This is a genomic window from Chromobacterium sp. Ag138 (assembly GCF_055181315.1).
The window spans coordinates 4,782,615-4,806,197 of the sequence record NZ_JBUPWA010000001.1; the positions used below are offsets into that span (position 1 = coordinate 4,782,615).

Genomic DNA, 23,583 nt, shown 5'->3' on the forward strand with positions numbered 1-23,583 from the left:
TGCTTTCCGTTTCCAATTCAATGTTCGTCGGCGCCGAAGGCGGCGCGGTTGCGGCTGACCACCTGCATCAGCCCCATCGCCGCCCAGGTGACCAGGAAGGCGATGATGGCCAGCGCGGCCGGCTCGTAGGCGCGGTTGGCGCCGATCAGCTGCAGATAGGGGCCGAAGGCCGGGCGGGCCAGCAGGCTGGCCAGCGTGAACTCGCCGATGACGATGGCGAAGGTCAGGAAGGCGCCGGACAGGATGGCGGTTTTCAGATTGGGGAAGATCACCAGCCTGAGGATGTCGAACCAGCCGCTGCCCAGGCTCTGCGCCGCCTCGGTCAGCGAGCGCACGTCTATCGCCGACAGGCCGGTGTCCACCGAGCGGTACAGGTAGGGCAGGGCCAGCGTCACGTAGCCGAACACCAGCAGCGCGTCGGTGCCGCGCTCGCTGCCGGTGAACGGCAGCCAGCCGCCGCTGCCGTAGAGGCGCAGGTAGCCGAATACCAGCACGATGGCGGGAATCACCAGCGGCAGCAGCGTGATGAATTCGATCAGCGGACGCAATTGCGGCAGCTTGAGCTGCACCCAGAAGGCGGTGGGCACCACCAGCAGGATGCCGACGGCGATGGTCAGCAGCGCCAGCAGCGCGGAGTAGCCGAAGCTCGCCTGGAAGCCGGGGTCGGTCAGCACCGTTTTATAGGCTTCGAAGCTGTAGCCTTCGCGCTTCATCCTCAGGCTGAATTCGAAGGTGGCGATCAAGGGCAGCAGGAAGTAGCCGCTGCCGAGCAGAATGGCGAGCCAGGCGCCCAGGCGCGAGGTGGCGGTGGGTTTCATGCGGCCTCCCTTTGGCTGCGCTTGCGCAGCCAGATGTAGCCGGCGTTGGCGCTGCCGGTGATCAGGACCATGCCCAGCGCCAGCGCGTAGCCCAGGTTCTGGTCGTGCAGCACGTCGCCGTGAATCTGCGCGTACAACAGGATGGTGACGATGTTGAGCGAGCTGCCGGTCAGCGCGTAGGCGGTGGCCACCGCGCCGAAGGCGTTGGCGAACAACAGCAGCGCGGCGCCGACCATGCTGGGCCACAGCACCGGCAACGCGATGTGCCGCCAGTAGGCGAAGCCCGAGCCGCCCAGGCTCTCGCAGGCCTCGCGCCATTCATCCTTCAGCCCCTCCACGGCCGGGGCGATGATCAGCACCATCAGCGGCACCTGGAAGTACAGATAGGTCAGCGTCAGGCCGGCGAAGCTGAGCATGGAGAAGCCGCTGGCGTACAGGTCGAAGTCCAGATACTTGCGCAGCAGCATGGTCACCAGGCCCATCCGGCCCAGCGTGGACAGGAAGGCGAAGGCGAGCGGAATGCCGGCGAAGTTGGAGGCGACGCCGGAGAAGGTTGTCAGCGTCGGGCGGATCCAGGCGGGCAAGCCGCCGCGTATCGCCGCCAGCGCCAGCAGCAGGCCCAGCAGCGTGCCCAGGATGGCCGAGGCGGCGCTGATCTGCAGGCTGATCTTGTAAGCGCTGAGGATGTTGTCGTCGAACAGGCGGACGATGTTGTTCAGCGTGAAATGGCCCTGCGCGTCCTGGAAGGCACCCACCATCAGCATGCCGGTGGGCAGGATCAGGAACAGCAGCGCGAACAGCAGGAAGGGCGCGACGCCCACCCACGACAGCAGCAAGGCGCGGGCGGCGCTTGGGGGACTGGCTGTGCGGGAGGAGGGCGTCGGCATGGATTCTGAGGATGCGGACATCGATATTTCTCGTCAGATAAAAGGGCCGCCAGCGGCGGCTTCAGGCTGTTGGCAAAGTGATTCGGTCAGGCTCTACAGGACCCGGCAAAGCCGGGCCTGTCGACATAAGCGCTTGAGTCCGCAGCCTGAACGTCGAATCCCAATCCCCCCGCCCTTGCCCTGCAAGGGAGCCTCGCCTTCGTGGAGGCGAGAGAGAGGCTGTCAACAGTCTGAGAGCCGCCAGCGGCGGCCCCGAGGTGAGACTGGGTGATCGCGTTACTTCACGTTGCTGCCGACCACGCTGTCCCACTGCTTGGTGATGCCGGCCTTGTAGGCTTCCTGCTGCTCGATGGTCGGGAACACCGCTTTCTTGTAGGCGGCGGCGTCCGGCAGCTTGCTGATCAGCTCGGACGGGATCTTTTTCCGGGCGGTCAGGTCGTTGAAGCGGATCGGGTGGCAGTAGCCCTTCAGCCAGGCCACCTGGCCTTCGTCGGAGAACAGGTACTCCATCCACAGCTTGGCGGCGTTCGGGTGCGGCGCGTAGGCGCTGATGGCCTGGGCGTAGACGCCGGCCACCACGCCGCTCTTAGGCACGATCACGTCCACTTTCGGGTTGCCCTTCAGCGTGTCGCGGTCGGCCAGCGCGTTGTAGTCCCAGCGCACGATGATGGGGGTGGTGCCCTGGGCCAGCGAGGCGGCCTTGCCGATCACCGGCACGAAGTTGCCGTTCTTGTTCAGCTGTGAGAAGAATTTCAGGCCGGCGTCGGCGGATTTGCCCACGTCGCCCTTGGCTTGGGCCAGGCCGGCGGCGAACACGCCCTGGATGGCCTGGTTGGCGGCGCGCGGGTCGCCGGCCAGCGCCACGGCGTTCTTGTATTCGGGCTTCAAGAGGTCGGACCAGTCGGCGGGGGCCTTGCTGATCAGGTCGCGGTTGACCTGGAAGGTCAGCACGCCGTAGTAGTCGCCGTACCAGTAGCCGTCCTTGTCCTTGACGTTGTCGGGAATGCTCTTCCAGGTGGACACCTTGTACGGCTGCAGCAGGCCGGCGGCCTTGGCCTGCGGGCCGAAGGACAGGCCGACGTCGATCACGTCCGGCGCCTGCGGTCCCTTGTTGTTCTTGTTGGCCTTGATGGCCTCCAGCTCGTCGGCGGAGCCGGCGTCCGGATTCAGTTCGTTGACCTTGATGCCGTACTTGGCCTTGAAGCCGGCGATCACGTTGCCGTAGCCGCACCAGTCGTGAGGCAGGGCGATGGTGTTCAGCTCGCCTTCCTTCTTGGCGGCCTGGACCAGGGCGGCGAGATTGTCGGCGCTGGCCGCGTTGGCGATCAGACTCAAGGCGCCGGCGACGGCGATGTAACCCAGTTTGTGCTTCATCATTGCTCCCCTTCTGCGGCCGGTGGCCTATCTATCGAAAAACTGATGCGATGGTATGAGGGATTGATGACAAAACGACGTCATTAATATGACAAAACGGTTTCAGGCGTCGATGTCCGCCCGCGCGGGCGAAAAAAAACCGCCAGGCCATCGGGCCGTGGCGGCTCAGTGAGAGGAACTTGATCAGGCGTGCAGCGCGAAATCCATCTGTTTTTCGGTGCGGTTGGGGAAGCGGCCGGCCAGGAACGGCGTGATGTCCAGCGGCAGCGGCTCGCCGCGCACCAGCCCGTTCAGCAGCACGCCGGTGATGGCCGAGGTCAGGATGCCGGTGCGGAAGTGGCCGCAGGCGTTCAGATAGCCGTCCACGCCGTCCGGCCCCAGGATGGGCAGCTCGTCCGGGGTGCCGGGACGCAGGCCGGCCCAGCAGCGCTTGATGTTGACGTTGGCGAGCTCGGGCACGCAGCGGATCGCGCCCTGCACCAGGCCGTTGATTTCCGGATAGGTGATGGCGGTGTCGTAGCCCTTGTCCTCGGTGGTGCTGCCGATCAGGATTTCGCCGTTGTCCTTCTGCGCGATGTAGCAGTCGCTGGTGGTGATGCAGCCGCGCAAGAGCTTGGGCATTTTCTCCGACAGCACGATCTGGCCCTTGACCGGCTTGACCGGGATGGTGCGGCCGGTGGCCCAGAGCGACAGTTCGGCGGCCCAGGAGCCGCCGGCGTTGATCAGCGTGTGGCAAGAGAAGTCGCCGGCCTCGGCGGTGCTGACGCCGGTGACGCGGCTGCCCTGGCGGGCGACGCCGGTGACGTTGACGTTGAAGAACACGTCGACGCCGTTCTGGCGCGCCGCCTCGGTGTAGGCGTCGGTCAAGCGGAAGGGGCTGACCTGGTGGTCGCACAGGAACTCCAGCGCGCCTTGCGCCTGGCCGCTGACATAGGGCTCGTCCGCGCGCAGCTGGGCGCGGTCCAGCCAGCGCACTTCGCTGGCCAGATGCGGAATCTGGGCGGCGATGTGCTCGGCGTACAGCTGGTCTTCCTCATCGTAAATGATGTACTTGAGCCCGGTGCGTTCGAACTTGAAGTCCATGCCGTGGTTTTCCATCAGCTCCTGGTGCAGCGTCGGGTACAGGGCGTTGGAGGCCAGCGCGAAGTCGAAGAAGCTCTGCGGCAGGATGTGCGGCGTGGTGGCGTCCACGGCCACCGCGGCGCCGGCGGCGTCGCGCTTGCGCTTGGCCGAGGTCATGCGGAAGAAGATCACGCCGCAGCCCAGGCCCACCGACTCGCCGATCGCCCACAGGCCGCCGGCCGACGCGCGCGACGCGTTGCCGGGCCGCTTGCTGTCGATCAGCGCGATCTTCAGGTCCCGGTTCTTGGACAGCTGGTAGGCGCAGGAGGCGCCGATCACGCCGCCGCCGGCGATCACGATGTCGTATTGCTTGCTCATGTCAAATCTCTTCAGTCTGTTGGGCGTCGATTGCGGAGAAAGCCGAGAACGGCAACGGGTCCAGCGGGAAGCGCGGGCGTATCCAGCCCACGTCGCGTTTGCCGGTGTGTTCGCGCAGGCGATCGCTGCAATAGCCGACGCACATCTTGCCCTGGCAGTCGCCCATGCTGACGCGGGTGCGCATCTTCAGGCTGATCAGGTCGTTGACGCCCTGTTCCAGCGCGGTGTCGATGTCCTGGCGGGTGGCGTGCTCGCAGCGGCAGATCACGGTGTCGCGCGCGGGCAGCGCCAGCTGGCCGCGGCCGCGGCGGGTGAAGCTGTCTATGCCCTTGCGGAACCGCAGGATGGAGGCGAGTTCGTCCAGGCAGGCCTGGCGCCGGCTTAGCGCCTGCGCTTGGTCCAGCTTGCCCAGCTGCAGCAGCATGGACAGCGCGGCGATGCGGCCGGTGACGATGGCGGCGTCGCCGCCGCGCAGGCCGCCGATGTCGCCGGCCAGGTGGATGTGGCCGCGGCTGCTGCGCTGCCAGTCGTCGTTGACCGGCTTCAGGTAGCCGTCGTCGGCGTAGCGGTGTTCCAGGCCCATCTGCTGGGTCAGCTGGGTGCGCGGGATGAAGCCGTAGCCGACGGCGAGCGTCTGCACCTGCAGGCGGCGGCTGCGCGTCAGGTCGGCGTGCCATTCGGCGTCGTACGGCGCGACGGTCACCTCGCCCAGTTCGGTGTCGCCGTGGGCCTCGACCACACCCCAGCCGTAGTGCAGCGGGACGCCGTGGCGCTTCAGGTAGGCCACCATGCTCAGACCGTCCAGGAACAGCTGCGGCTGGTTGAGCAGGGCGATCGCCTCCTTGGCCAGCCGGCCGAAGGCGCTGGCCTCGTAGACGCCGGCCACTTCCACGCCGGCCCGGTGCAGCTGGCAGGCGACCAGCGGAAGCAGCGGGCCGGTGCCCACCAGCGCGGTGCGGCCCAGCGGCTTGACCACGCCGCTTTTGATCTGCAGCTGCAGGCCGCCCAGCATGATCACGCCGGGCAGGGTCCAGCCGGGGAAAGGCACGCTGCGCTCATGGCAGCCGGCGGCCAGCAACAGCTGGGAGTAGGGAATGGCTTCGACCTGCTCGTCCGGCGTCAGGGCGAACAGTTCGCCGTCGCCGCCGCCGACGATGCGGGTATTCAGCCGGATGTCGACGCGGCTGCGGTATTGCTCGAATTCGCGGTGCAGCGCCTGCATGTTCTCGCGGTAGCGCTCGCCCAGGTAGTCCAGCACCACGCCCTGGCGCAGCGGGCCGCGGTAGACCACGCCGCCGACGCGGGAGGCTTCATCCAGCAGCACGCTGTCCACGCCGTGGCGGGCCAGTTCCATGGCGGCCGACATGCCGGCCGGGCCGCCGCCGACGATCACCGGTTTCGCGCTCATCTCAGGCCCTCCGTGTTCAGGCGGTTATGGGCCGTTTCCACCTTCATCCCGGGGCTGACCACGGTCTGGCAGGCGCGGCGCTTGTGGCGGCCGTCTATCTTGACCAGGCAGCAATGGCACACGCCCATCCCGCAATAGGAGCCGGCGATCTGCTGGTTGTCGTTGCGGCTGAGCTGGCGCAGGCCGACGGCGCTGAGCACGCTCAGCACGGTTTCGCCGCTGGCCGCTACGACCGGTTGATCGTTGATGTGTATGGTCAGGGTCTGCCCCTGCAATGCCTGGATATCGTGACTGCGGTGTAAGGACATGGTGCACCTTGCTGGTTTTGGCTAGCTGGCGGTTTCTTACCGTGAAGCCGGGGTTCCGCCATCGCTCCGGTTCATGATCGCGATACAGGTTTTGTTCGCTTGTCGGCTAAATGATTTTCACATTTGATGCATATGGACTTGCTATGTGCAAGCAAAGTTCGTTTTAGCATTATGAAACTGCTATTTGTTTAACTCATGTCAATTTTTGAATTTAAACTCTATAAAAATGACAATCAGACAGTCTGTCTGTTACTTTTTTGCCGACTGTATATATGCAGTCCAAACGCGCTTCATGTTCGTTAACCAAGAATGGAAATTCGGACATCGTCGGGAAAAGCGGTTATGCAGCTAGGCCTGGCTGGCTACAAACGCTTACACACCGAAACCTGAATGCTGCTGAATTCATTTCCGGGAGCGGTCAAGCTGTAATCGGTTTTGCAAGGAACTGAATACAGCAGGCCGGACGGCTGAGCCGATCCGGCCCGAAATCCAGGAGACGAATGGTGAAAACGACGATTATCGGCGTCATGAAGTTGACGCCGCTGCTGGCGGTGTGCGGGCTCAGCGCCTGCGTGGTGGCGCCGCCGCGGGCGGGGGCGTACCGCCCGGTGACGGTGCAAGTGGAGGCGCCGCGCAACTGGCGCCCGGCGGAACATCCGTATTACCTGCACGCGATGAGCGATCTGAGGCAGGCCCGGGCTTATCTGGCGCGCCCGGATTATCCGCAGATCGCCGACGACGAACGCCGCGCGGTGGCCGAGATCGACGCGGCGCTGGGCGAGATGCAGCATGCCGCCTTCGAGGACGGCAAAGATCCCTGGCGCTACGAGCAGCCGGATGCCCATATGAGTCCGACCGACCGATTCCATCGGGCGCTGGAGCTGCTGGACGCGGCGCGCCGCGATGCCAGCCACCAGGAAGACGACCCCTGGGTGCACGATCTGCAGCGCCGCATCCTGCATCACGTCGACGCCGCGCGCCATGCCGTGCAGCAAGCCATCAACGACGCCCTGCGCTGAGCGCCGGACCGTTTTCGATCATACGAGGAGACAATCATGAAACTGCGCGGAATTCTGGCCATTCTGGCGCTGGCCGCCGCCGGCAACGCGATCCTGAGCGCGCCGGCGCTGGCCGACGGCTGGCGCGACGGCGATGCGTGGACCTGGCAGCAGCACCAGTGGCATCCGGAAGAGCATCCCTACTATCTGCACGCGATGAGCGATCTGCGCCAGGCGCGCGATCTGCTGGCCCGTCCGGACTATCCGCAGGTGATGGACGACGAGCGCCATGCCGTCGATGAAATCAACAAGGCGCTGCGCAAGATGCGCGACGCCGCCATCGACGACGGCAAGGACATTTACGACCGCATGCCGCCGGACGCGCGCTGGCGGCCGGAAGACCGCTTCCATCAGGCCAAGATGCTGCTGGACAAAGCCCGGCAGGACGCCGCCCACCGCGAGGACGATCCCTACCTGCGCTCGCTGCAGCGCGACATCGTCCACCACATCGACGAGGCGCGCCGCGCCATCGACGTGGCGGTGTCAGACGCGCTGCGCTGATCCCGCCTGTTCCGCCGGCGTGTGACGCCGGCTGAGGCTTGCGCTACCATCGTCCGCAGACCAAGTGCGATGGAGTATGCAATGAGCCGAATCCTGGTGCTCTACACCGGTGGTACCATAGGCATGGACCACACCCCCGAAGGCCTGGCCCCCGTGCCGGGCCTGCTGCCGCGGCTGCTGCAGCGTTTGGCCCGTCCGGGCCTGGAGTTCGACATCGTCGAATTCGAACAGCTGATCGACTCATCGGCGCTGACGCCGCGCCAATGGAACCAGATACTGGACGCGCTGGTTTCCCGCTATCACGACTACGACGGCTTCGTCGTCATCCATGGCACCGACACCATGGCCTACACCGCCGGCGTGCTGGCCTTCGCGCTGCGGGGCCTGGCCAAGCCGGTGGTGCTGACCGGCGCCCAGCTGCCGCTGGTGCATCCGCGCTCCGACGGCTGGAGCAATCTGGCCGATGCGCTGGAGGCGGCCTGCCAGCCCGACCTCAATGAAGTGGCGATCGCCTTCGACCGTCTGCTGCTGCGCGGCAGCCGCGCCCGCAAGATCGACGTCGAGCGCTTCGCCGGCTTCAACAGCCCCAACGCCGAACCGCTGGCGGAGTTCGCCATCCACGCTCACTGGCGCAAGGAGCGCTGGCTGAAGCCGGACGGCGACTGGCGGCCGCTGCGGATGAATGAGGACCTGAAGCTGGCCGCGCTGATGCTGACGCCGGGCTACGGCAGCGCGCTGGCGGGGCAGGCGCTGCGCGACGGCGGGCTGGACGGCGCCCTCCTGCTGGCTTACGGCAGCGGCAACGCGCCGGCCGACCCCATCCTGCTGCAAGGCATCGCGACGATGACGGCGCGGGGCGCGCCGGTGCTGACGCTGACCCAGGCTCCCGGCGGCGCGGTGGAGGTGGGCGCTTACGCCGCCAGCCAGCCGCTGGCCCGCGCCGGCGCGCTGCCGGGCGCGGATCTGACGCCGGAAGCCGCGCTGGCCAAACTGCAGGCGCTGCTGTCGGCGGGGATGTCCGGCGACGAGCTGCGCAAGCAGCTGGTTCGTCCGCTGCGCGGCGAAATGACGGTTTGAGTTTTTCCATCGCGACGAAAGGCTGCCTAAAAAACAGGCAGCCTTTTTTCATGCTTTGCGCTCAGTGACTTGCGCGGCTTGTCCACAACGCTTCCACATGGCTTTACACCGCGAATGTGGGAAACCCGCGCGTTGAGCCGGCTTTGCCTTCAGGGGGAATGGGCGGCGTTTCTGCTTAAAAAATAATCAATCGGCGGCAGGCCATGGAAAATCAGGCGCTTGGCGGACTTGTCCACATGCCGCTCACAGCTTTGTATACCGGCGCGGGGGATGGCTCCATGCCGCCGGCGCGCAAAACTGCCTAAAAAAAAGGCAGCTCTGGTTTTCCCTTCCCGTACAGCGGCTTGCCGCGCCTATCCACAACCGGTCCACACGGCTCTGCACCGGCGGTGGGGAAAAAAATATTGGAATGATTAAAAAATAATCAGCTGCTGGAAAGACCAAGGCTTTCAATGTCTTGCGGTCCTTGTCCACAGCCGGCTCACAGGGCTGTCCCCGGCGCTTGTGAAAATCCGGGAAAGCGCGGTCCGTCGGGGTATAATATCCGACTTGGCCTGAACAATGGCCGGCGAAGGCCAGGAAAGACGGATGATGGGGCAGCAAAGGGCCGCCGGGCCTATCCGGGTGGCGATCGTCGGGCCGGAATCCAGCGGCAAAAGCACGCTGGCGCGGGATTGGTCGCGCCGATTGCGGGAGTCGGGCATCAACGCCGCGTGGGTGGAGGAGTACTCCCGGGCCTATTATGCGGACAGGCCCTATGTGTCCAGCCTCGCCGACATCGAGGCGATCGCCGCCGGACAGCTGGCGGCGGAGGCGAGGGCGGCGGAGGCCGGGGCTAGCATCCTGCTGTGCGACACCACGGCGCTGACTTGCAAGATCTGGGCCGAAGTGGCGCACGGGCAGGCGTCGGACGCGTTGCTGGCCCTGTACCGGCCGCGCGACTACGCGCTGACCGTGCTCGCTTGTCCCGACATTCCCTGGGAGCCCGACCCGCTGCGCAGCCACCCTGCCCAGCGCGACTGGCTGCTGGATCTGCATCGGCAGGAGCTGGCGCGGCAGGGCATCGCGGCGGTGGAATTGGCCGGCGCGCACGAGGCGCGGCTGGCGCGGGCGATGGCGGCACTTTTGCCGCTGTTGCCTGCCTAAAAAATAATCAGTCCGGAAATGGGCAAGCGAATCAGCGGTTTGCCGCGCTTGTCCACAACGGCTCCACAATATTGTTCGCCGGCGGCGTGGATAGTCCGGCGGGGCTGCCTAAAAAACAGGCAGCCAAGAAAACATCTGACAGATTAAGGGCTTGGCGGCCTTGTCCACAGGCCGCTCACAAGCCTGTCCAGGACGAGTGTGCAAAACATGAAGGAAACTTACCAACTTCCCGGCGAGTACATCGCGCTGTGCGATCTGCTGAAAGCCTGCAACGTCTGCCATTCCGGCGGCGCGGCCAAGCATTTCATCTCCGAGGGCAATGTGTCGGTGGACGGACAGGTCGAACTGCGCAAGACCTGCAAGATCCGCGCCGGACAGCAGGTCAGCGGCGACGGCTTCCTGATCGCGGTCGAGGCGGCCTGACATGGAAGACCCCGCCGACATCATGCCGGAGCCGCCGTTCGACGTGGGCGACGACATGTGCTGCGGCAGCGGCTGCGAACCCTGCATCCTGGATATCCACCAGCAGGAGCTGCGCGCCTACCGCGCGCGGCTGGCCGCCTGGGAGAAGCGCCGGGCGGAGCGACAGGAGGCGGGAGGCGACGATGGCCAACATTGACCTGCATTTCCATTCCCGCACGTCGGACGGCGCCTTGACGCCGACCGAAGTGATAGACCGCGCGGCGGCGCGCGCGCCGGCGCTGCTGGCGCTGACCGACCACGACTGCACCGCCGGCCTGGCGGAGGCCGCCGCCGCCGCCGCGCGGCACGGCATCCCCTTTCTCAACGGCGTGGAAATCTCGGCGACCTGGGGCCGGCACACGGTGCACATCGTCGGCCTGGGGATAGATCCGGACGAGCCGGCGCTGGCGGTTGGCTTGAAATCGATACGGGACGGCCGGCTGGAGCGGGCGCGGCAGATGGGGGCCTCGCTCGAGGCCGCCGGCATTCCCGGCTGCTTCGAGGGCGCGATGCGCTGGTGCGACAATCCGGAAATGATCAGCCGAACCCATTTCGCCCGCCACCTGGTGGACAGCGGCATGGTCAAGGACATGCGCACCGTGTTCCGCAAATACCTGACGCCGGGCAAGCCGGGTTACGTCGCGCACGAATGGGCCAGCCTGGCGGACGCCGTCGGCTGGATCGTCGGCGCCGGCGGCATGGCGGCGATCGCCCATCCCGGCCGCTACGATATGGGCAAGACGCTGATCGAGCGGCTGATCCTGGACTTCCAGGCCGCCGGCGGCCAGGGCATCGAGGTGGCTTGCGGCAGCCACAGCCTGGACGACATGCACAAGTTCGCGCTGCACGCGGACCGCCACGGGCTTTACGCCAGCAGCGGCAGCGATTTCCACGCGCCAGGCGAGGGCGGGCGCGACGTCGGCCACACCGAGGACTTGCCGCCCATCTGCAAGCCGATCTGGCGCGAGCTGGAAGCGCGCGTCCTGAGGCCGGCGGGCTGACACAACAAGGACAATAACATGGCGCAATTCTTCGTGATCCATCCCGACAACCCCCAGGCCAGGCTGATCCGCGAGGCGGTGAAGATCCTGCGCGAGGGCGGGGTGATCGCTTATCCCACCGATTCCTGTTACGCGCTGGGCTGCGCGCTCGGCGACAAGGAAGCGATGGAGCGGATTCTGGACATCCGCGGGGTGGACCTGAAGCAACGGATGATGACGCTGGTGTGCCACGATCTGTCCGAGCTGGCCAACTACGCCAAGGTGGACAATCGCCAGTACCGGCTGCTGAAGAGCGCCACGCCGGGCAGCTACACCTTCATCCTGCAGGGCACGCGGGAGGTGCCGCGCCGCACGCTGCACCCGAAGCGGGCCACCATCGGCCTGCGCGTGCCCGATCACAAGGTGGCGTTGGCCTTGCTGGAAGAGCTGGGCGGACCCATCTTGTCCTGTACCCTGATGCTGCCGGGCGACGACGCGCCGATTTCCGATCCTTACGAAATCCGCGAACGGCTGGAGCACCGGGTGGACGCCGTCGTCGACGGCGGCTGGTGCGGCACCGAGCCGACCACCGTGATCGACATGACCGACGGCGTGGAACTGGTTCGCGAGGGCAAGGGCGCGCTCGCGCCGTTCGGTTTTTGATTCATTTTTTGTCTGTTAGGAAATCATGCAGGAACTCTCTTTGATTCAGACGCTGGCGGTGTCGATACTGCCGGTGCTGTTCGCCATCACCATGCCCGCCGGCGCCCAGGCCTTCATGGCCGACCGCCTGGGCGACCGCACCGCCTACATGACCGGGCGGCGCACCTTCAGTCCCTTCGCCCACATCGATCCCATCGGCTCCATCGTGCTGCCGATGATAGGCGTGGCGATGGGCGGCTTCATCATCGGCTGGCCCAAGTCGCTGCAGCTGAATCCGGGCGCGATGCGCAAGCCGCGCACCGCCTTGGCCAAGGTGGCGGCGGTCACCCCGCTGGCCAATCTGGCCATGGCGTTGCTGTGGGCCAGCGCGATCGCCGCCTCCGCCTACGCGCCGGACTATTTCCGGTCGCCTATGCAATGGATGGGGCTGATCGGCATCAAGGTCAACGTGGCGCTGATGATCTTCACGCTGATCCCGCTGCCGCCGCTGCCGGGCGGCGTCATCCTGCAGTCGCTGCTGCCGGCGCGCGCGGCCTGGCAGTTTTCCAAGGTGGAGCCTTACAGCTTCTGGATCCTGCTGCTGCTGATGTTCAGCGGCGTGCTGGGCGGCCTGCTGATGCCGCTGCTGAAACTGGTCAACCTGCTGATTCTGAGCCTGGTGCTGTAACGGCGAGATTGCGGCCGGATTTGCCAAATCCGCGCGGGGCTGTCATGTTCATAGCGTGGCAGAGCGCGGAGAGCGGACATGTTCGACCCCAATCAGCTGGTGCAGCAGGTCACGATTTATGCCTTGCCGGTGTTGCTGGCCATCACCTTGCACGAAGCGGCGCACGCTTACGCCGCGCGCCGCTTCGGCGACGACACCGCCTATCTGCAGGGGCGGATGACGCTGAACCCATTCAAGCACATCGACCCGATAGGCACGGTGCTGCTGCCGCTGTTGACCATCTGGCTGGGCAGCTTCGTGTTCGGCTGGGCCAAGCCGGTGCCGGTCAACTTCAACGCCTTGCGCAAGCCGCGCCAGAACATGCGCTGGGTGGCGGCGGCCGGGCCGCTGGCCAATCTGGCGATGATGCTGGCCTGGGTGGCCTTGCTGAAGCTGGCGCTGGGCATGGATGGCGCCTATCGCGATCCGCTGATGCTGATGAGCAAGGCGGGCATCAGCATCAACATCTCGCTGATGCTGCTCAACCTGCTGCCCATCCTGCCGCTGGACGGCGGGCGCATCGTCTACAGCCTGCTGCCGCCGGGCGTCGCCTGGCGCTACGCGCAGACCGAGGGCTGGGGCATGTGGCTGCTGCTGATCCTGGTGGCCAGCGGCCTGCTGGGCGTCATCCTGCAGCCGCTGTATGTCTTGATGTATCATCTGCTGCAATTGTTTTTCTAGAACCCTGAGCGGGCCTGGCCGCCGGATGGAGCCGGCGGCTTTTCATTTCCCGCGCAACCGAGAGCATAACAATATGTCCGCCAACCGCATTCTCTCCGGCATGCGCCCCACCGGCAGCTTGCACCTTGGCCACTACCACGGCGTGATCAAGAACTGGGTGGAGCTGCAGCACAGCCACGAGTGCTTCTTCATGGTGGCCGACTGGCACGCGCTGACCACCAACTTCGACGATGTGTCCATCATCGGCAAGTCCATCAATGAGATGGTGATCGACTGGCTGGCCTCCGGCGTCGATCCGGAGAAGTCCACCGTATTCGTCCAGTCCAAGGTGCCGCAGCATGCGGAACTGCATCTGGCGCTGTCGATGGTGACGCCGCTGGGCTGGCTGGAGCGGGTGCCGACCTACAAGGACCAGATGGAGAAGCTGAGCCACAAGGACCTGACCACCTACGGCTTCCTTGGCTACCCGCTGCTGCAGGCGGCCGACATCCTGGTGTACAAGGCCGGGCTGGTGCCGGTGGGCGAGGACCAGGTGCCGCACATCGAGCTGACGCGCGAAGTGGCGCGCCGCTTCAACCACATGTTCGGCCGAGAGCCCAACTTCGAAGAGCTGGCGAAGGCCGCGGCGAAGAAAATCGGCAAGGCCGGCAAGCTGTTCGAGCAGCTGCGCAACCGTTATTTGCAAGACGGCGAAGTGGAAGCGCTGATGCAGGCTAGAGACATCCTGGCCGCCAGCCAGAACCTGGGCAGCGCCGATCGCGAGCGGCTGCACGGCTGGCTGGAGAACAAGGGCAAGACCATCCTGCCGGAGTGCGAGGCCAAGCTGACCGCCGCGTCCAAGATGCCGGGCCTGGACGGCCAGAAGATGTCGAAATCCTACGGCAACACCATCACCATGCGCGAAGCGCCGGAGACGGTGAGCAAGAAGATCCGCGGCATGCCGACCGATCCGGCCCGCGTGCGCCGCACCGATCCGGGCACGCCGTCCAAGTGCCCGGTGTGGCAGTTGCACGAGGTGTACAGCGACGGCGAGACCAAGGAGTGGGTGAAGGCAGGCTGTACCACCGCCGGCATCGGCTGTCTGGACTGCAAGCAGCCGGTGATCGACGCCGTGGTGCGCGAGCAGCAGCCGATGTTCGAGCGCGCGGAAAAATACCTGAGCAATCCGAAGCTGGTGTCCGAAATCCTCGCCGACGGCAGCGCCCGCGCCGAGAAGGTGGCGCGCGAGACGATGAACGACGTGCGCGCCGCGCTGGGCCTCGGCTATTGATGCCGAGCCGCCTCCGGCGCAGCCGGATGGAATGAAAAAACGGGCCGCATGATCGCGGCCCGTTTTTTTTCGCCGTTTCGGCGTTTCAGCTTTGCTGCAGCAGTTCCGACACTTCTTTCACCACCAGCACCACGTCGCGCGCGCCGGTGCGGATCTCCTGGATCGCGCTGCGCGCCTGGTCGGCCAATTGCAGGCTGTTGCCGGCCAGCTCCTGCATCTGCCGCATCGCGTCGATGGCCGAGCGGGAATCGTCCTGGATGCTCTTGACGATGCCGGATATCTCGCCGGTGGACTGGCTGGTGCGCTCGGCCAGTTTCCGCACTTCGTCGGCCACCACCGCGAAGCCGCGGCCCATCTCGCCGGCGCGCGCCGCCTCGATCGCCGCGTTCAGCGCCAGCAGATTGGTCTGGTCGGCGATGTCGCTGATGGTGTTGACGATGCTGCCGATCTGGTCGGAGCTGTCGCCCAGCTTGGACAGGATGCCGGACGAAGTTTCCACGCTGCCGGCCACGCGGTTGATCTCGGTGGTGGCTTGCTCCAGCACCGAGCTGCCCTGTATCGACAGCTGCTCGGTGTTTTCCGACGCGTGCACCGCCGACTGGGCGTTTTCCGCCTGCTGCCGCAGCTTCGTCATCTGCTCGCTGATGTCGCTGGCGAACTTCACCACCCGCACCGGCCGGCCGTTCGGGTCCAGTACCGGGTTGTAGGTGGCCTGCAGCCAGATCACGTCGCCGTTGCGGTTCACTCGGCGGAATTGTCCTTCCAGGAAGCGCCCCTGCCGCAGTTGCTGCCACAGCTGGCCGTACTCAGGGCTTTGCGCGTAGCCGGCCTCGCACAGCATGCGGTGCTGCTTGCCGAGCACCTCGGCGCGCTGATAGCCGAAGACTTTGAGGAAATTGTCATTGGCGTCCAGGATGTTGCCGTCCAGATCGAACTCGATCCGGGCCATGGAGTGGTCTATCGCCTGGCGCAGCGCCTTGCTGTCCTGCTCCGCCTGCACTTGGGCGGTGATGTCGGAGGCCACCTTGATCACCCCGGTCACCTTGCCCGCCTCGTCGACGATGGGCGAGTAATTGGCCTCCAGCCATATCTCGCCGCCGTCCTTGCGCAGCCTGAGAAAGTGGCCGGATTGGAATTCCCCGCGGCCTAGCTTCTGCCAGAACTCCCGGTAGTCCGCGCTGTTCGCAAAGCTGGGCGGGCAAAACATGCGGTGGTTGCGGCCGACGATTTCGTCGGCGCGGTAGCCCATTGCGTTCAAAAAGTTGTCGTTGGCCTGAACAATGTCGCCATTGGCGGAAAATTCGATCACCGCCATTGAGCGCTCGATGGCGGCCAGCCTGCTGTGGACTTGCGCCAGACTGTGCTGGGTGGTTTCAAGCTGTCGGGTGAGAGATCGGGTGAAAAAGACCATTCCTGCATTCCTTCAATCAAAACTAGGGCGAGTAGCGTGTTCAAGCCGTCCTTGGGCAGGCGGTCTTATGGGTACTGTCTAGTGCAGATTAATACAGAATAGGTAGATTTACTGATCTTTGATACCGCGGCAATAAAAACGGCGCCCGCTTGCGGGCGCCGTCATGCCGGTGGCTTGAGGTTCAGTCCAGCTTGTAGCGCACGCCCAGGGTGAAGGCGCGGCCGCCGGGATCGTACTGGGTGGCGTCGTAATAGTGGCTGGCGTTGGAGTCCCAGGGCGGGCGGCGGTTGGTCAGGTTCTGCACGGCGGCGGTCAGCGTGGTGCGCTTGATGCCGGCGTAGCTGGCGCTCAGGTTGAAGGTGTCCAGGCCGTCCACCCGCTGTTGGGTGGTGTCGCTGCCGGTCTGGGTGTAGCCGTCGGTGTGGTACCAGGTGAGAGTGGAAGACCAGTTGCCGGCGTCCCAGCTGGCCGAGGTCTGTCCTTTCCAGCGCGGCAGCGCGCCCAGCAGGTTGCTGCCGGCGCCTTCCTGCATGTCGCCGCCCTGTTGCAGCGGTTGGCGGAACGACAGCAGCCGGCTCCATTGCGCGGCCAGGGTCAGCTTGCCGCCTGGCAGTTTCCAGCCCTGGCGCAGCTCGATGTCGAAGCCCGAGGTCTCGCGGTCGCCCAGGTTGGTGAAGTGCTGGGTGATGGTTTGCAGCCGGCCTTGGGCGTCGCGGACGATGGCGCCGGGATTGGCGCCGGGGTTGCGGATGATGTTGCCCACGTCCTCCAGGCCGATCACGTCGCGTTGCCGGATGCGGTAGTAATCCAGGCTGACGCTGGTGTCGGCGCTGGGCGCCAGCACCAGTCCCAGGTTGGCGTTTGTGGACCGTTCCGGCTTGATGTTCGGATTCGCCGTGATCAGGTGGGTGAAGGCGACGTTCTGGCCGGGCGTCAGCGGATCGTACGGGTCTTGCGCCGAGCTGTAGCTGACGGCGGTGCTGCTGGTGATTTCCGGCAGCGACGGCGCGCGGAAGCCGCGCGACACCGAGCCGCGCAGGGTCAGGCTTTGCAGCGGCTGGTAGCGCAGGCCCAGCTTGGGCGAGAAGGCGTTGCCGAAATCGCTGTAGTGGTCGGCGCGGGCGGCGGCGCTGAGGCTGAGCGTCTTGTGCAGCGGCACGTTGAATTCGCCGTAAGCCGCCTGTATGGTGCGGCCGCCGCGGATCAGGTCCAGTGCCGGGCGCAGCTCGGCGCCGCTGGCCACTTCAGCCGAGGTGCCGGCGTTCATCATCTCGCGCCGCAGCTGGTAGCCGGCGGCGAAGCCCACCGGGCCTGCCGGCAGCTGCGCCAGCTCGGTGCTGGCGGTGGCGTCCAGGCTGGCGACGCGGTACCAGGCCGGACGCATGGTGCTGATGCGCAGGCTGTCGCGCACTGCCTCGCTGTTGCGCGAGGGATCGATGAAGTTGTAGCCGCCGTTGGCGAGCAGCCGCTCGTAGGCGTAGCGGTTGACGAAGTTGTAGGCGTACTCGCGCAGCCGGCTGTCGGAGTACAGGCCGGACACGTCCCAGTCCCAGGCGTCGCCGCTGCCCTTGACGCCCAGCAGCAGGCGGCGGAACGACACGCTGTCGGTCTTGTTGCGCTGGCCCAGGTCGAACAGGTTGGCGGTGAACGGCGTCGGCGAGGCGTTGGGGTTGGAGGGGTTGCCGGCCGGCAGCACGTTGCTGATCGACGTCAGCGATTGCGAGGTCGCGTCCCAGGCGCGCAGGCTGCTGGAGACGGACAGCGGCGGTCCGAAGATCTGCGTGCTGTGATTGGCGCCGTAGAGGAATTCGGCGTAGGCCTCGGTGGCGGCGTTCAGCCGGTAGCTGCCGTGCAGCGCGGCGTGGTAGCGCTCGATGCCCGGTATCAGCGTGGTGTATTGCGCCGGGTTGTAGGCCCAGATGCGGCCGCTCTTGCCGGGGTTGATCGCGCCGTAGTCGAGGTCCTGCGCCGGCCCGGTGGCGTTGGGGAAGCGCTGGGTCGGGTTGCCGTTGTAGTAGTTGGTCGGCGTGCGCACCAGCTTGCCGCCGGGCAGGCCGCGGAAGTCGTTGTCCTTCAGCCAGTCCACCCCGCTCTGGTCCAGCCGGTCGCGCTTCTGGGCGTCGAAGGAGAACCAGACGTTGTAGCCGTCCTTGTCCGGATCGCCCTTGCCGGCCAGCAGGTTGAAGCGGCGCTCGTCCTGGCCGGTGCCGGTGTCGCGGCCGATGTCGGCGCCCAGCTCCAGTCCCTGGTAGGACGGGTAGAGGATGATGTTGACCACGCCGGCGATGGCGTCAGAGCCGTAGATGGCCGACGCGCCGTCCTTCAGGATTTCGATGCGCTTCACCGCCTTCAGCGGCAGCGAGTTCAGGTCGACGAAGGTTTCCTGCAGGTCCTGGGCGGTGGCGTAGTTGGATACGCGTTTGCCGTTGACCAGCACCAGGGTGTTGCGCTGGCCCAGGCCGCGCAGCGAGACGCCGGCGGTGCCGGCCGAGAAGCTGCCGGTGTACTGCTCGTTGAAGCTGTTGCCGCTGTTGACGGCCAGCGAACGCAGCACGTCGGGCAGGCTGGTCTTGCCGCTGCGCTCGATGTCGGCGGCGCTGATGACTTGCACCGGATTGGTTTTGGCCTTGGAGCTGGCGCGCAGGTTGGAGCCGGTGACGGTGACGCGTTCCAGCGAATTGTCGCCGACGTCGGCGGCGTGGGCGGAAAAAGGCAAAGCGGCGCCCAGCCCGGCCAGCAGCAGGGTGTGTTTGATCATCACGGAGACTTTCTTGGTTATGGAGTGAAGCGGTTGCCTGTCCGGCGGGATTCAGCCGGACAGGCTGCGACAGCGTGCGCGCCGCGAGTGGGGGGAGGAGGCGATGTTCTGCATGGTGGATACAAAATACATAATTACCTGATATGCAGAATGTATCGATGCGAAACGGATATGTGAAATGAAAGTTTCCGCTTAGCAAATTCCGCTGTCGGGATATTGCGAGCCGGCTGGGAGCAGGGGGAGAAGTCCGTTTCGGATCGCCATCGATCCGCATCCGCTGAGCGGAGGGCGAGGCGCATGGCAAGCGTTGTTAGATGGGTGGAAATGGCTGGCCTGCCCTCATGGCTTGGCCAGCCATCCCGCCGGCTTTGCGGCGGACGCGGCGGAGCGGAGGCGGCGAGGGAATGTCTGGCCGGAATGTCCGCCGCGGCAAGGCGGCGCTCAGTCCAGCGCTTCGATTTCGCCGCCGGGGCCGACGCGGCCGCGGATCACCTTGCCGCTGGCCAGGTTGCGCACGCGTATCGTTTCGCCTTGACGGCCATTGTCCAGCGCCTCGCCGGCGGCGTTGACTTCAATGCCGTCCTGGCGGGCGACGATGCGCGCCTCGGCGCCGCGCTTGACCAGCAGCGGCGCTTGCAGCTGGCGGCGGCGCAAGGGCTGGCCGTCGGCGATCGCGGCGCGCGAAGCCAGGCCCAGCGGCGGCGCCGCGGCGCCGAACAGATCTGCCGGGTCGCTGACCGGCCGGTTGGCCCAGGCGATGTCTGCTTCCCGCAGCGGCTCGCCGGCGCGCAGGCCATGCGCGGCCACCGCCACCCGGGCGCCGACGGCGGCGCGGACGATGAAGGCGCCGCGCCAGCCGCTGGCCGGGCAGCGCAGATCGAAGCGCATGCGGCTGAAGGCGCGGCTGTCGGCCGCGTCGGTCTGCCATGGCGCCGCGCAGGAGGCGGGGAGGTCGCGCGGGGGCAGCAGCTGCAGCCGGATCTCCGGCTGGTCGAGTCCGGCGTCGGCCAGCCGCTGCCGGATCAGCTTCTGCGCCTGGCGCTCCACGTCCTGCTCGGCCGGAGAGGCCGCCAGGGCGGTTTGGGCGATGGCGAGGAGCAGGCAGCCGAGGCTGTAGCGGGTTTTTGCGAATTTTTCCATTACAAAATGCGTGGTAATTGTTGCGTATACGATGACGGGCGCGCTTATTAGTATCGCTTTCCAATTGAATAGCTATTCATAGCAAATAGCTTGAACATGGTAGTGAACTGATAGGGTCAAGGCAATGGGCATGCATCTGGACAAGGCCCTGAGCATCCATCCCGAGGCCTTGCGGCTGCGGGCGGATCGGACCCGGGTGCTGGCGTCTAACATCGCCAACGAGAATACCCCGGGTTATCAGGCGCGTGACATCGATTTCAAGGCGGCGCTGGCATCGGCGGCCGCCGATTCGCCATTGGCGTTCGACGACGGCGGCGGCGATCTGCTGTACCGCCTTCCCAACCACCCGTCCCGCGACGGCAACACCGTCGAGCTCAGCGTCGAGCAGGCCGAGTTCTCGCAGAACGTTTCCGAATTCCAGACCAGCCTCACCTTCATCAACATGAAGCTGCACGGTTTGGCCAAAGTGATAGCGGGGCAATAAACCATGTCATTCCGCGACATCTCGCGCATCGCCGGTTCCGCCATGACCGCGCAGACGGTGCGCCTCAATACCGTGGCCAGCAACATCGCCAACGCCGATACCTCCGCCGGCACCGAGCAGGCCGCCTACCGCGGCCGCAAACCGGTGTTCAGCAGCCAGATGCAGGGCGAGGGCATGGGCGTGCAGGTGCTGGACGTGGTGCAGAACCAGGAGCCGGTGCGCAAGGCGCATGAGCCGGGCAATCCGCTGGCCGACGCCGACGGCAACGTTTTCTACAGCAACGTCAACGCGGTGGAGGAGATGACCGACATGTTGTCCGCCACCCGCGCCTTCCAGACCAATGTCGAGGTGCTGGCCAAGGTGAAAACCATGCAGCAGGACCTGCTGAAACTGGGAGATACCGCATGAGCGTGGAACAGGCGCAATCGAGGCAGCTCGCCGCCAACGGCGGCCAGAAGGACGGCGCGCAGAACGTGGCCAAGAACGGCGCCCAGCCGACCAACGATATGTTCATGACGCTGTTGCTGGCGCAGATCCGCAACCAGAGTCCGCTGGACCCGGCCGATCCGTCGCAGTTCGTCAGCCAGCTGGCGCAGATGAGCCAGATGCAGAGCACCCAGGACATGCTCAAGCAGCTGCAGAGCCAGGGCGCGATGCTGCGCGAGCTGCAGGGCGTGGCGCTGGGCGCGCAGGTGGGCAAGCCGGTGCTGGTGCAGACCGACCGCATCCGCAGCGACGGCCAGGGCGAGCTGAGCGGTCGCCTGACGCTGGCAGGCCAGGAAGACAGCGCGACGCTGATCCTGACCGACGCCGCCGGCCAGCGCACCCGCATCGACCTGGGCAAGCGCGCGGCGGGCGCCTCCGATTTCAAGATCAAGCTGGCCGATTACCATCTCGCCGCCGGCAACTACCAGCTGGAGCTGTCCACCGCGTCCGGCAGCAAGGGGCTGTTCGAGCTCAAGGCCGAGGTCGGCGGCGTGCGCCTGCCGGTCAACGGCGGCGAGCCGGTGCTGAGCCTGGCCGGCATCGGCGACTTCCCCGCTTCTTCCGTATCCGCCTTGCTTTCCGCTTAAGTCACCGGAGATAACCATGAGCTTCGAGATCGCCCTTTCCGGCATCAACGCCGTCAACAACCAGCTGGGCAGCGTCAGCGACAACATCGCCAACTCCGGCACCTACGGCTTCAAGTCCGGCCGGGTGACTTTCGCCTCCGCCTACGCGGGCAGCCAGGCGATGGGCGTCAACGCCAATCCCAACAGCCAGAACATCGGCCGCAACGGCGGCCTGGTCAATACCGGCCGCGCGCTGGACGCCGCCATCGACGGCCGCGGCTTTTACGTGTCGCGCAGCGCCGCCGGCGCGGTGACCTACAGCCGGGTGGGCATTTTCGACACCGACAAGGAAGGCTATCTGGTCGACAACTACAGCGGCCGCGTCCAGGGCTACGCCCAGTCGGAAGGCGGCGCGCTGGGCGCGCTGGGCGACATCCAGATTCCCACCGGCAACATCCCTGCCAAGCCCAGCGACCAGCTGAAATACTCCGGCAACATGTCGGCCGGCTGGGCGGTGCAGACGCTGCCGTTCGACAAGGGCGTGTCGCAGAGCTTCAACCACTCCACGGTATCGCCGGTGTACGACTCGCTGGGCAACAAGCACAACCTGACCCAGTATTTCTGCAAAAGCGCCGACAGCACCATCACCGTCCACTACCAGCTGGGCGACAAGATGCTGGCCGCCACCACCGACCTGAAGTTCGATACCGCCGGCAAGATGATACAACCCACCAGCGGAGTGGACCTGGATCTGGGCTCCCCGGCTGGCGCCAACGCGCTGAAAGTATCGCTGGACTACAGCGGCACCACCCAGTTCGCCGGCGAGGCCAGCACCAGCCGCAACGCCGCCAACGGTTACCCGCCGGGCGCGCGCACCGGCGTCAGCCTGGGCGAGAACGGCGAAGTCATCGTCAGCTACAGCAACGACCAGAAGCAGGTGGTCGCGCGCCTGGCCATCGCCAACTTCGCCAATCAGGGCGCGCTGACCGCGGCCTCCCAGACCAGCTGGCAGGAGTCGACCGCCTCTGGCCCGGCGCTGCTGTCGCCGGCCGGCAGCAATATGGCCGGCAAGCTGGTCACCAGCTCGCTGGAACAATCCAACGTCGACGTCACCTCCGAGCTGGTGTCGCTGATGACCGCGCAGCGCAACTATCAGGCCAACACCAAGGTGATCTCCACCGAGAACCAGGTGATGCAGGCGCTGATGCAGGCGGTGTAAGGCCATGGACAAGCTGATCTACACCGCGATGAGCGGAGCCGGCCGGATGCTGCGCGCGCAGCAGATCCACGCCAACAACCTGGCCAACGCCGAAACCGGCGGCTTCCGCGCCGACATCGACACCGCGGTCAGCCAGGAAGTGCCCGGCTATGGCTACGACGCCCGCCTGCTGAGCCTGAACGCGCCGACCGCGCTGTCCGACCGCAACGGCGCCGTGGTGGAGACCGGCCGCGAGCTGGACATCGCCTTGCAGGGCGACGGCTTTTTCGCCGTCGCCGCGCCGGACGGCAGCGAGGCCTATACCCGCGCCGGCAGCATGACGGTGGGCCCCGATGGCGGGCTGAGCGTCAATGGCCACCCGGTGCTGGGCGACGGCGGCCAGATCCGCCTGCCCGAAGGCTTCCTCAAGGTCAGCGTGGCCGCCGACGGCACGATTTCCGTGCTGAACCCGGACGACGCCGCGATGCAGCCGGTGGACAAGCTCAAGCTGGTCAAGCCCGATCCGCGCGAGGTGGGCAAACGCCCCGACGGGCTGATCGCCGCCCGCCAGGGCGGGCCGCTGCCGGTGGACGACAGCGTGCGGGTGCAGAGCGGCCACCTGGAACGCAGCAATGTGTCCGCGGTGGAGGAAATGGTGTCCACCATGACGCTCAACCGCAATTTCGAGATGCAGATGAAACTGTTCAACGCCGCCAGCGACATGAACGAGGCGGGCAACCGCCTGGTGCGCGGCTGAACGG

At 65.9% G+C, this 23,583-nt stretch carries 24 protein-coding genes and 2 pseudogenes; 16 read left to right on the top strand and 10 right to left on the bottom strand.

Annotation, left to right across the window (positions count from 1 at the left end):
• Positions 1-17: 17 nt before the first annotated feature.
• From ACY3GB_RS22185 to ACY3GB_RS22210, 6 genes are all read right to left on the bottom strand, one after another.
• Complete coding sequence (locus tag ACY3GB_RS22185) at positions 18-818, bottom strand: ABC transporter permease (protein ID WP_463090645.1); 801 nt, start codon at positions 816-818, stop codon at positions 18-20.
• On the bottom strand, positions 815-1,726 hold the full coding sequence (locus tag ACY3GB_RS22190; RefSeq protein ID WP_463090646.1) for an ABC transporter permease: 912 nt from the start codon (positions 1,724-1,726) through the stop codon (positions 815-817). The genes ACY3GB_RS22185 and ACY3GB_RS22190 overlap by 4 nt, the downstream gene beginning before the upstream one ends.
• A 255-nt stretch (positions 1,727-1,981) precedes the next feature.
• Positions 1,982-3,082: an ABC transporter substrate-binding protein gene (locus ACY3GB_RS22195; protein WP_463090647.1), complete on the bottom strand. Its 1,101-nt coding sequence runs from the start codon at positions 3,080-3,082 to the stop codon at positions 1,982-1,984.
• 180 nt (positions 3,083-3,262) lie between these two features.
• Positions 3,263-4,519: a cyanide-forming glycine dehydrogenase subunit HcnC gene (gene hcnC / locus ACY3GB_RS22200; RefSeq protein ID WP_463090648.1), complete on the bottom strand. Its 1,257-nt coding sequence runs from the start codon at positions 4,517-4,519 to the stop codon at positions 3,263-3,265.
• Position 4,520: 1 nt separating this feature from the next.
• The gene (locus ACY3GB_RS22205) at positions 4,521-5,927 is read right to left on the bottom strand and encodes an FAD/NAD(P)-dependent oxidoreductase (RefSeq protein WP_463090649.1); all 1,407 of its coding nucleotides are present in this window, start codon (positions 5,925-5,927) and stop codon (positions 4,521-4,523) included.
• Entirely contained in the window at positions 5,924-6,235 is a 312-nt protein-coding gene (locus ACY3GB_RS22210) for a (2Fe-2S)-binding protein (RefSeq protein ID WP_031296427.1), read from the bottom strand. Before ACY3GB_RS22210 ends, ACY3GB_RS22205 begins: the two co-directional genes overlap by 4 nt.
• Before the next feature lie 503 nt (positions 6,236-6,738).
• On the opposite strand from ACY3GB_RS22210, the gene ACY3GB_RS22215 reads away from it, so the two are divergent.
• The 11 genes from ACY3GB_RS22215 (at position 6,739) to ACY3GB_RS22265 (ending at position 14,779) form a co-directional block, all read left to right on the top strand.
• On the top strand, positions 6,739-7,254 hold the full coding sequence (locus tag ACY3GB_RS22215) for a hypothetical protein (protein ID WP_463090650.1): 516 nt from the start codon (positions 6,739-6,741) through the stop codon (positions 7,252-7,254).
• Positions 7,255-7,290: 36 nt separating this feature from the next.
• Entirely contained in the window at positions 7,291-7,794 is a 504-nt protein-coding gene (locus ACY3GB_RS22220) for a hypothetical protein (protein WP_463090651.1), read from the top strand.
• 81 nt (positions 7,795-7,875) lie between these two features.
• Positions 7,876-8,871, top strand: a complete 996-nt coding sequence (locus ACY3GB_RS22225) for an asparaginase (protein WP_463090652.1) — start codon at positions 7,876-7,878, stop codon at positions 8,869-8,871.
• A 588-nt stretch (positions 8,872-9,459) separates the two neighbouring features.
• Complete coding sequence (locus ACY3GB_RS22230) at positions 9,460-10,017, top strand: AAA family ATPase (protein ID WP_463090653.1); 558 nt, start codon at positions 9,460-9,462, stop codon at positions 10,015-10,017.
• 207 nt (positions 10,018-10,224) lie between these two features.
• The gene (locus tag ACY3GB_RS22235) at positions 10,225-10,440 is read left to right on the top strand and encodes an RNA-binding S4 domain-containing protein (RefSeq protein ID WP_463090654.1); all 216 of its coding nucleotides are present in this window, start codon (positions 10,225-10,227) and stop codon (positions 10,438-10,440) included.
• Position 10,441: 1 nt separating this feature from the next.
• Positions 10,442-10,636 (top strand): oxidoreductase-like domain-containing protein, encoded by a 195-nt coding sequence (locus tag ACY3GB_RS22240; protein ID WP_463090655.1) that lies wholly within the window; start codon positions 10,442-10,444, stop codon positions 10,634-10,636.
• Positions 10,623-11,480 carry a 3',5'-nucleoside bisphosphate phosphatase gene (locus ACY3GB_RS22245; RefSeq protein ID WP_463090656.1) on the top strand — a complete coding sequence of 286 codons (858 nt, stop codon included), beginning with the start codon at positions 10,623-10,625 and terminating at the stop codon, positions 11,478-11,480. The genes ACY3GB_RS22240 and ACY3GB_RS22245 overlap by 14 nt, the downstream gene beginning before the upstream one ends.
• Positions 11,481-11,498: 18 nt before the next feature.
• Positions 11,499-12,122, top strand: a complete 624-nt coding sequence (locus tag ACY3GB_RS22250) for an L-threonylcarbamoyladenylate synthase (protein ID WP_463090657.1) — start codon at positions 11,499-11,501, stop codon at positions 12,120-12,122.
• Positions 12,123-12,147: 25 nt separating this feature from the next.
• A complete protein-coding gene (locus tag ACY3GB_RS22255) occupies positions 12,148-12,789 on the top strand; it encodes a site-2 protease family protein (protein ID WP_463090658.1) in 642 nt (213 codons plus the stop codon).
• Positions 12,790-12,867: 78 nt separating this feature from the next.
• Entirely contained in the window at positions 12,868-13,509 is a 642-nt protein-coding gene (locus tag ACY3GB_RS22260) for a site-2 protease family protein (protein WP_463090659.1), read from the top strand.
• A 73-nt stretch (positions 13,510-13,582) separates the two neighbouring features.
• On the top strand, positions 13,583-14,779 hold the full coding sequence (locus tag ACY3GB_RS22265) for a tryptophan--tRNA ligase (protein WP_463090660.1): 1,197 nt from the start codon (positions 13,583-13,585) through the stop codon (positions 14,777-14,779).
• Positions 14,780-14,864: 85 nt separating this feature from the next.
• Here the strand turns inward: ACY3GB_RS22265 and ACY3GB_RS22270 are convergent.
• From ACY3GB_RS22270 to flgA, 4 genes and pseudogenes are all read right to left on the bottom strand, one after another.
• Positions 14,865-15,206: pseudogene (locus tag ACY3GB_RS22270) on the bottom strand (methyl-accepting chemotaxis protein); the annotation flags it as partial.
• Between the two features lie 219 nt (positions 15,207-15,425).
• Positions 15,426-16,190 (bottom strand): annotated as a pseudogene (locus ACY3GB_RS22275) (PAS domain-containing protein); the annotation flags it as partial.
• Positions 16,191-16,371: 181 nt separating this feature from the next.
• Positions 16,372-18,948 carry a TonB-dependent receptor plug domain-containing protein gene (locus ACY3GB_RS22280; protein WP_463090661.1) on the bottom strand — a complete coding sequence of 859 codons (2,577 nt, stop codon included), beginning with the start codon at positions 18,946-18,948 and terminating at the stop codon, positions 16,372-16,374.
• A gap of 441 nt (positions 18,949-19,389) precedes the next feature.
• Positions 19,390-20,088 carry a flagellar basal body P-ring formation chaperone FlgA gene (flgA, locus tag ACY3GB_RS22285; protein WP_463090662.1) on the bottom strand — a complete coding sequence of 233 codons (699 nt, stop codon included), beginning with the start codon at positions 20,086-20,088 and terminating at the stop codon, positions 19,390-19,392.
• A 130-nt stretch (positions 20,089-20,218) separates the two neighbouring features.
• Between flgA and flgB the strand changes: the two genes are divergently transcribed.
• From flgB to ACY3GB_RS22310, 5 genes are read left to right on the top strand one after another with little or no spacing between them, the layout of a single operon-like run.
• On the top strand, positions 20,219-20,572 hold the full coding sequence (gene flgB, locus ACY3GB_RS22290; RefSeq protein WP_011135253.1) for a flagellar basal body rod protein FlgB: 354 nt from the start codon (positions 20,219-20,221) through the stop codon (positions 20,570-20,572).
• Positions 20,573-20,575: 3 nt separating this feature from the next.
• Positions 20,576-20,980 carry a flagellar basal body rod protein FlgC gene (flgC, locus tag ACY3GB_RS22295; RefSeq protein ID WP_114062294.1) on the top strand — a complete coding sequence of 135 codons (405 nt, stop codon included), beginning with the start codon at positions 20,576-20,578 and terminating at the stop codon, positions 20,978-20,980.
• A complete protein-coding gene (locus ACY3GB_RS22300) occupies positions 20,977-21,645 on the top strand; it encodes a flagellar hook capping FlgD N-terminal domain-containing protein (RefSeq protein ID WP_463090663.1) in 669 nt (222 codons plus the stop codon). The genes flgC and ACY3GB_RS22300 overlap by 4 nt, the downstream gene beginning before the upstream one ends.
• A 16-nt stretch (positions 21,646-21,661) precedes the next feature.
• Positions 21,662-22,843: a flagellar hook protein FlgE gene (locus ACY3GB_RS22305; protein ID WP_463090664.1), complete on the top strand. Its 1,182-nt coding sequence runs from the start codon at positions 21,662-21,664 to the stop codon at positions 22,841-22,843.
• 4 nt (positions 22,844-22,847) lie between these two features.
• On the top strand, positions 22,848-23,579 hold the full coding sequence (locus ACY3GB_RS22310) for a flagellar basal body rod protein FlgF (protein WP_463090665.1): 732 nt from the start codon (positions 22,848-22,850) through the stop codon (positions 23,577-23,579).
• The last annotated feature ends 4 nt before the right edge of the window (positions 23,580-23,583 follow it).

Coding starts and splice junctions, on each gene's coding strand:
- ACY3GB_RS22185 (WP_463090645.1), bottom strand. CDS start 818: ATGAAACCCACCGCCACCTCGCGCCTGGGCGCCTGGCTCGCCATTCTG.
- ACY3GB_RS22190 (WP_463090646.1), bottom strand. CDS start 1,726: ATGTCCGCATCCTCAGAATCCATGCCGACGCCCTCCTCCCGCACAGCC.
- ACY3GB_RS22195 (WP_463090647.1), bottom strand. CDS start 3,082: ATGATGAAGCACAAACTGGGTTACATCGCCGTCGCCGGCGCCTTGAGT.
- hcnC (WP_463090648.1), bottom strand. CDS start 4,519: ATGAGCAAGCAATACGACATCGTGATCGCCGGCGGCGGCGTGATCGGC.
- ACY3GB_RS22205 (WP_463090649.1), bottom strand. CDS start 5,927: ATGAGCGCGAAACCGGTGATCGTCGGCGGCGGCCCGGCCGGCATGTCG.
- ACY3GB_RS22210 (WP_031296427.1), bottom strand. CDS start 6,235: ATGTCCTTACACCGCAGTCACGATATCCAGGCATTGCAGGGGCAGACC.
- ACY3GB_RS22220 (WP_463090651.1), top strand. CDS start 7,291: ATGAAACTGCGCGGAATTCTGGCCATTCTGGCGCTGGCCGCCGCCGGC.
- ACY3GB_RS22225 (WP_463090652.1), top strand. CDS start 7,876: ATGAGCCGAATCCTGGTGCTCTACACCGGTGGTACCATAGGCATGGAC.
- ACY3GB_RS22230 (WP_463090653.1), top strand. CDS start 9,460: ATGATGGGGCAGCAAAGGGCCGCCGGGCCTATCCGGGTGGCGATCGTC.
- ACY3GB_RS22235 (WP_463090654.1), top strand. CDS start 10,225: ATGAAGGAAACTTACCAACTTCCCGGCGAGTACATCGCGCTGTGCGAT.
- ACY3GB_RS22240 (WP_463090655.1), top strand. CDS start 10,442: ATGGAAGACCCCGCCGACATCATGCCGGAGCCGCCGTTCGACGTGGGC.
- ACY3GB_RS22245 (WP_463090656.1), top strand. CDS start 10,623: ATGGCCAACATTGACCTGCATTTCCATTCCCGCACGTCGGACGGCGCC.
- ACY3GB_RS22250 (WP_463090657.1), top strand. CDS start 11,499: ATGGCGCAATTCTTCGTGATCCATCCCGACAACCCCCAGGCCAGGCTG.
- ACY3GB_RS22255 (WP_463090658.1), top strand. CDS start 12,148: ATGCAGGAACTCTCTTTGATTCAGACGCTGGCGGTGTCGATACTGCCG.
- ACY3GB_RS22260 (WP_463090659.1), top strand. CDS start 12,868: ATGTTCGACCCCAATCAGCTGGTGCAGCAGGTCACGATTTATGCCTTG.
- ACY3GB_RS22265 (WP_463090660.1), top strand. CDS start 13,583: ATGTCCGCCAACCGCATTCTCTCCGGCATGCGCCCCACCGGCAGCTTG.
- ACY3GB_RS22280 (WP_463090661.1), bottom strand. CDS start 18,948: ATGATCAAACACACCCTGCTGCTGGCCGGGCTGGGCGCCGCTTTGCCT.
- flgA (WP_463090662.1), bottom strand. CDS start 20,088: ATGGAAAAATTCGCAAAAACCCGCTACAGCCTCGGCTGCCTGCTCCTC.
- flgB (WP_011135253.1), top strand. CDS start 20,219: ATGCATCTGGACAAGGCCCTGAGCATCCATCCCGAGGCCTTGCGGCTG.
- flgC (WP_114062294.1), top strand. CDS start 20,576: ATGTCATTCCGCGACATCTCGCGCATCGCCGGTTCCGCCATGACCGCG.
- ACY3GB_RS22300 (WP_463090663.1), top strand. CDS start 20,977: ATGAGCGTGGAACAGGCGCAATCGAGGCAGCTCGCCGCCAACGGCGGC.
- ACY3GB_RS22305 (WP_463090664.1), top strand. CDS start 21,662: ATGAGCTTCGAGATCGCCCTTTCCGGCATCAACGCCGTCAACAACCAG.
- ACY3GB_RS22310 (WP_463090665.1), top strand. CDS start 22,848: ATGGACAAGCTGATCTACACCGCGATGAGCGGAGCCGGCCGGATGCTG.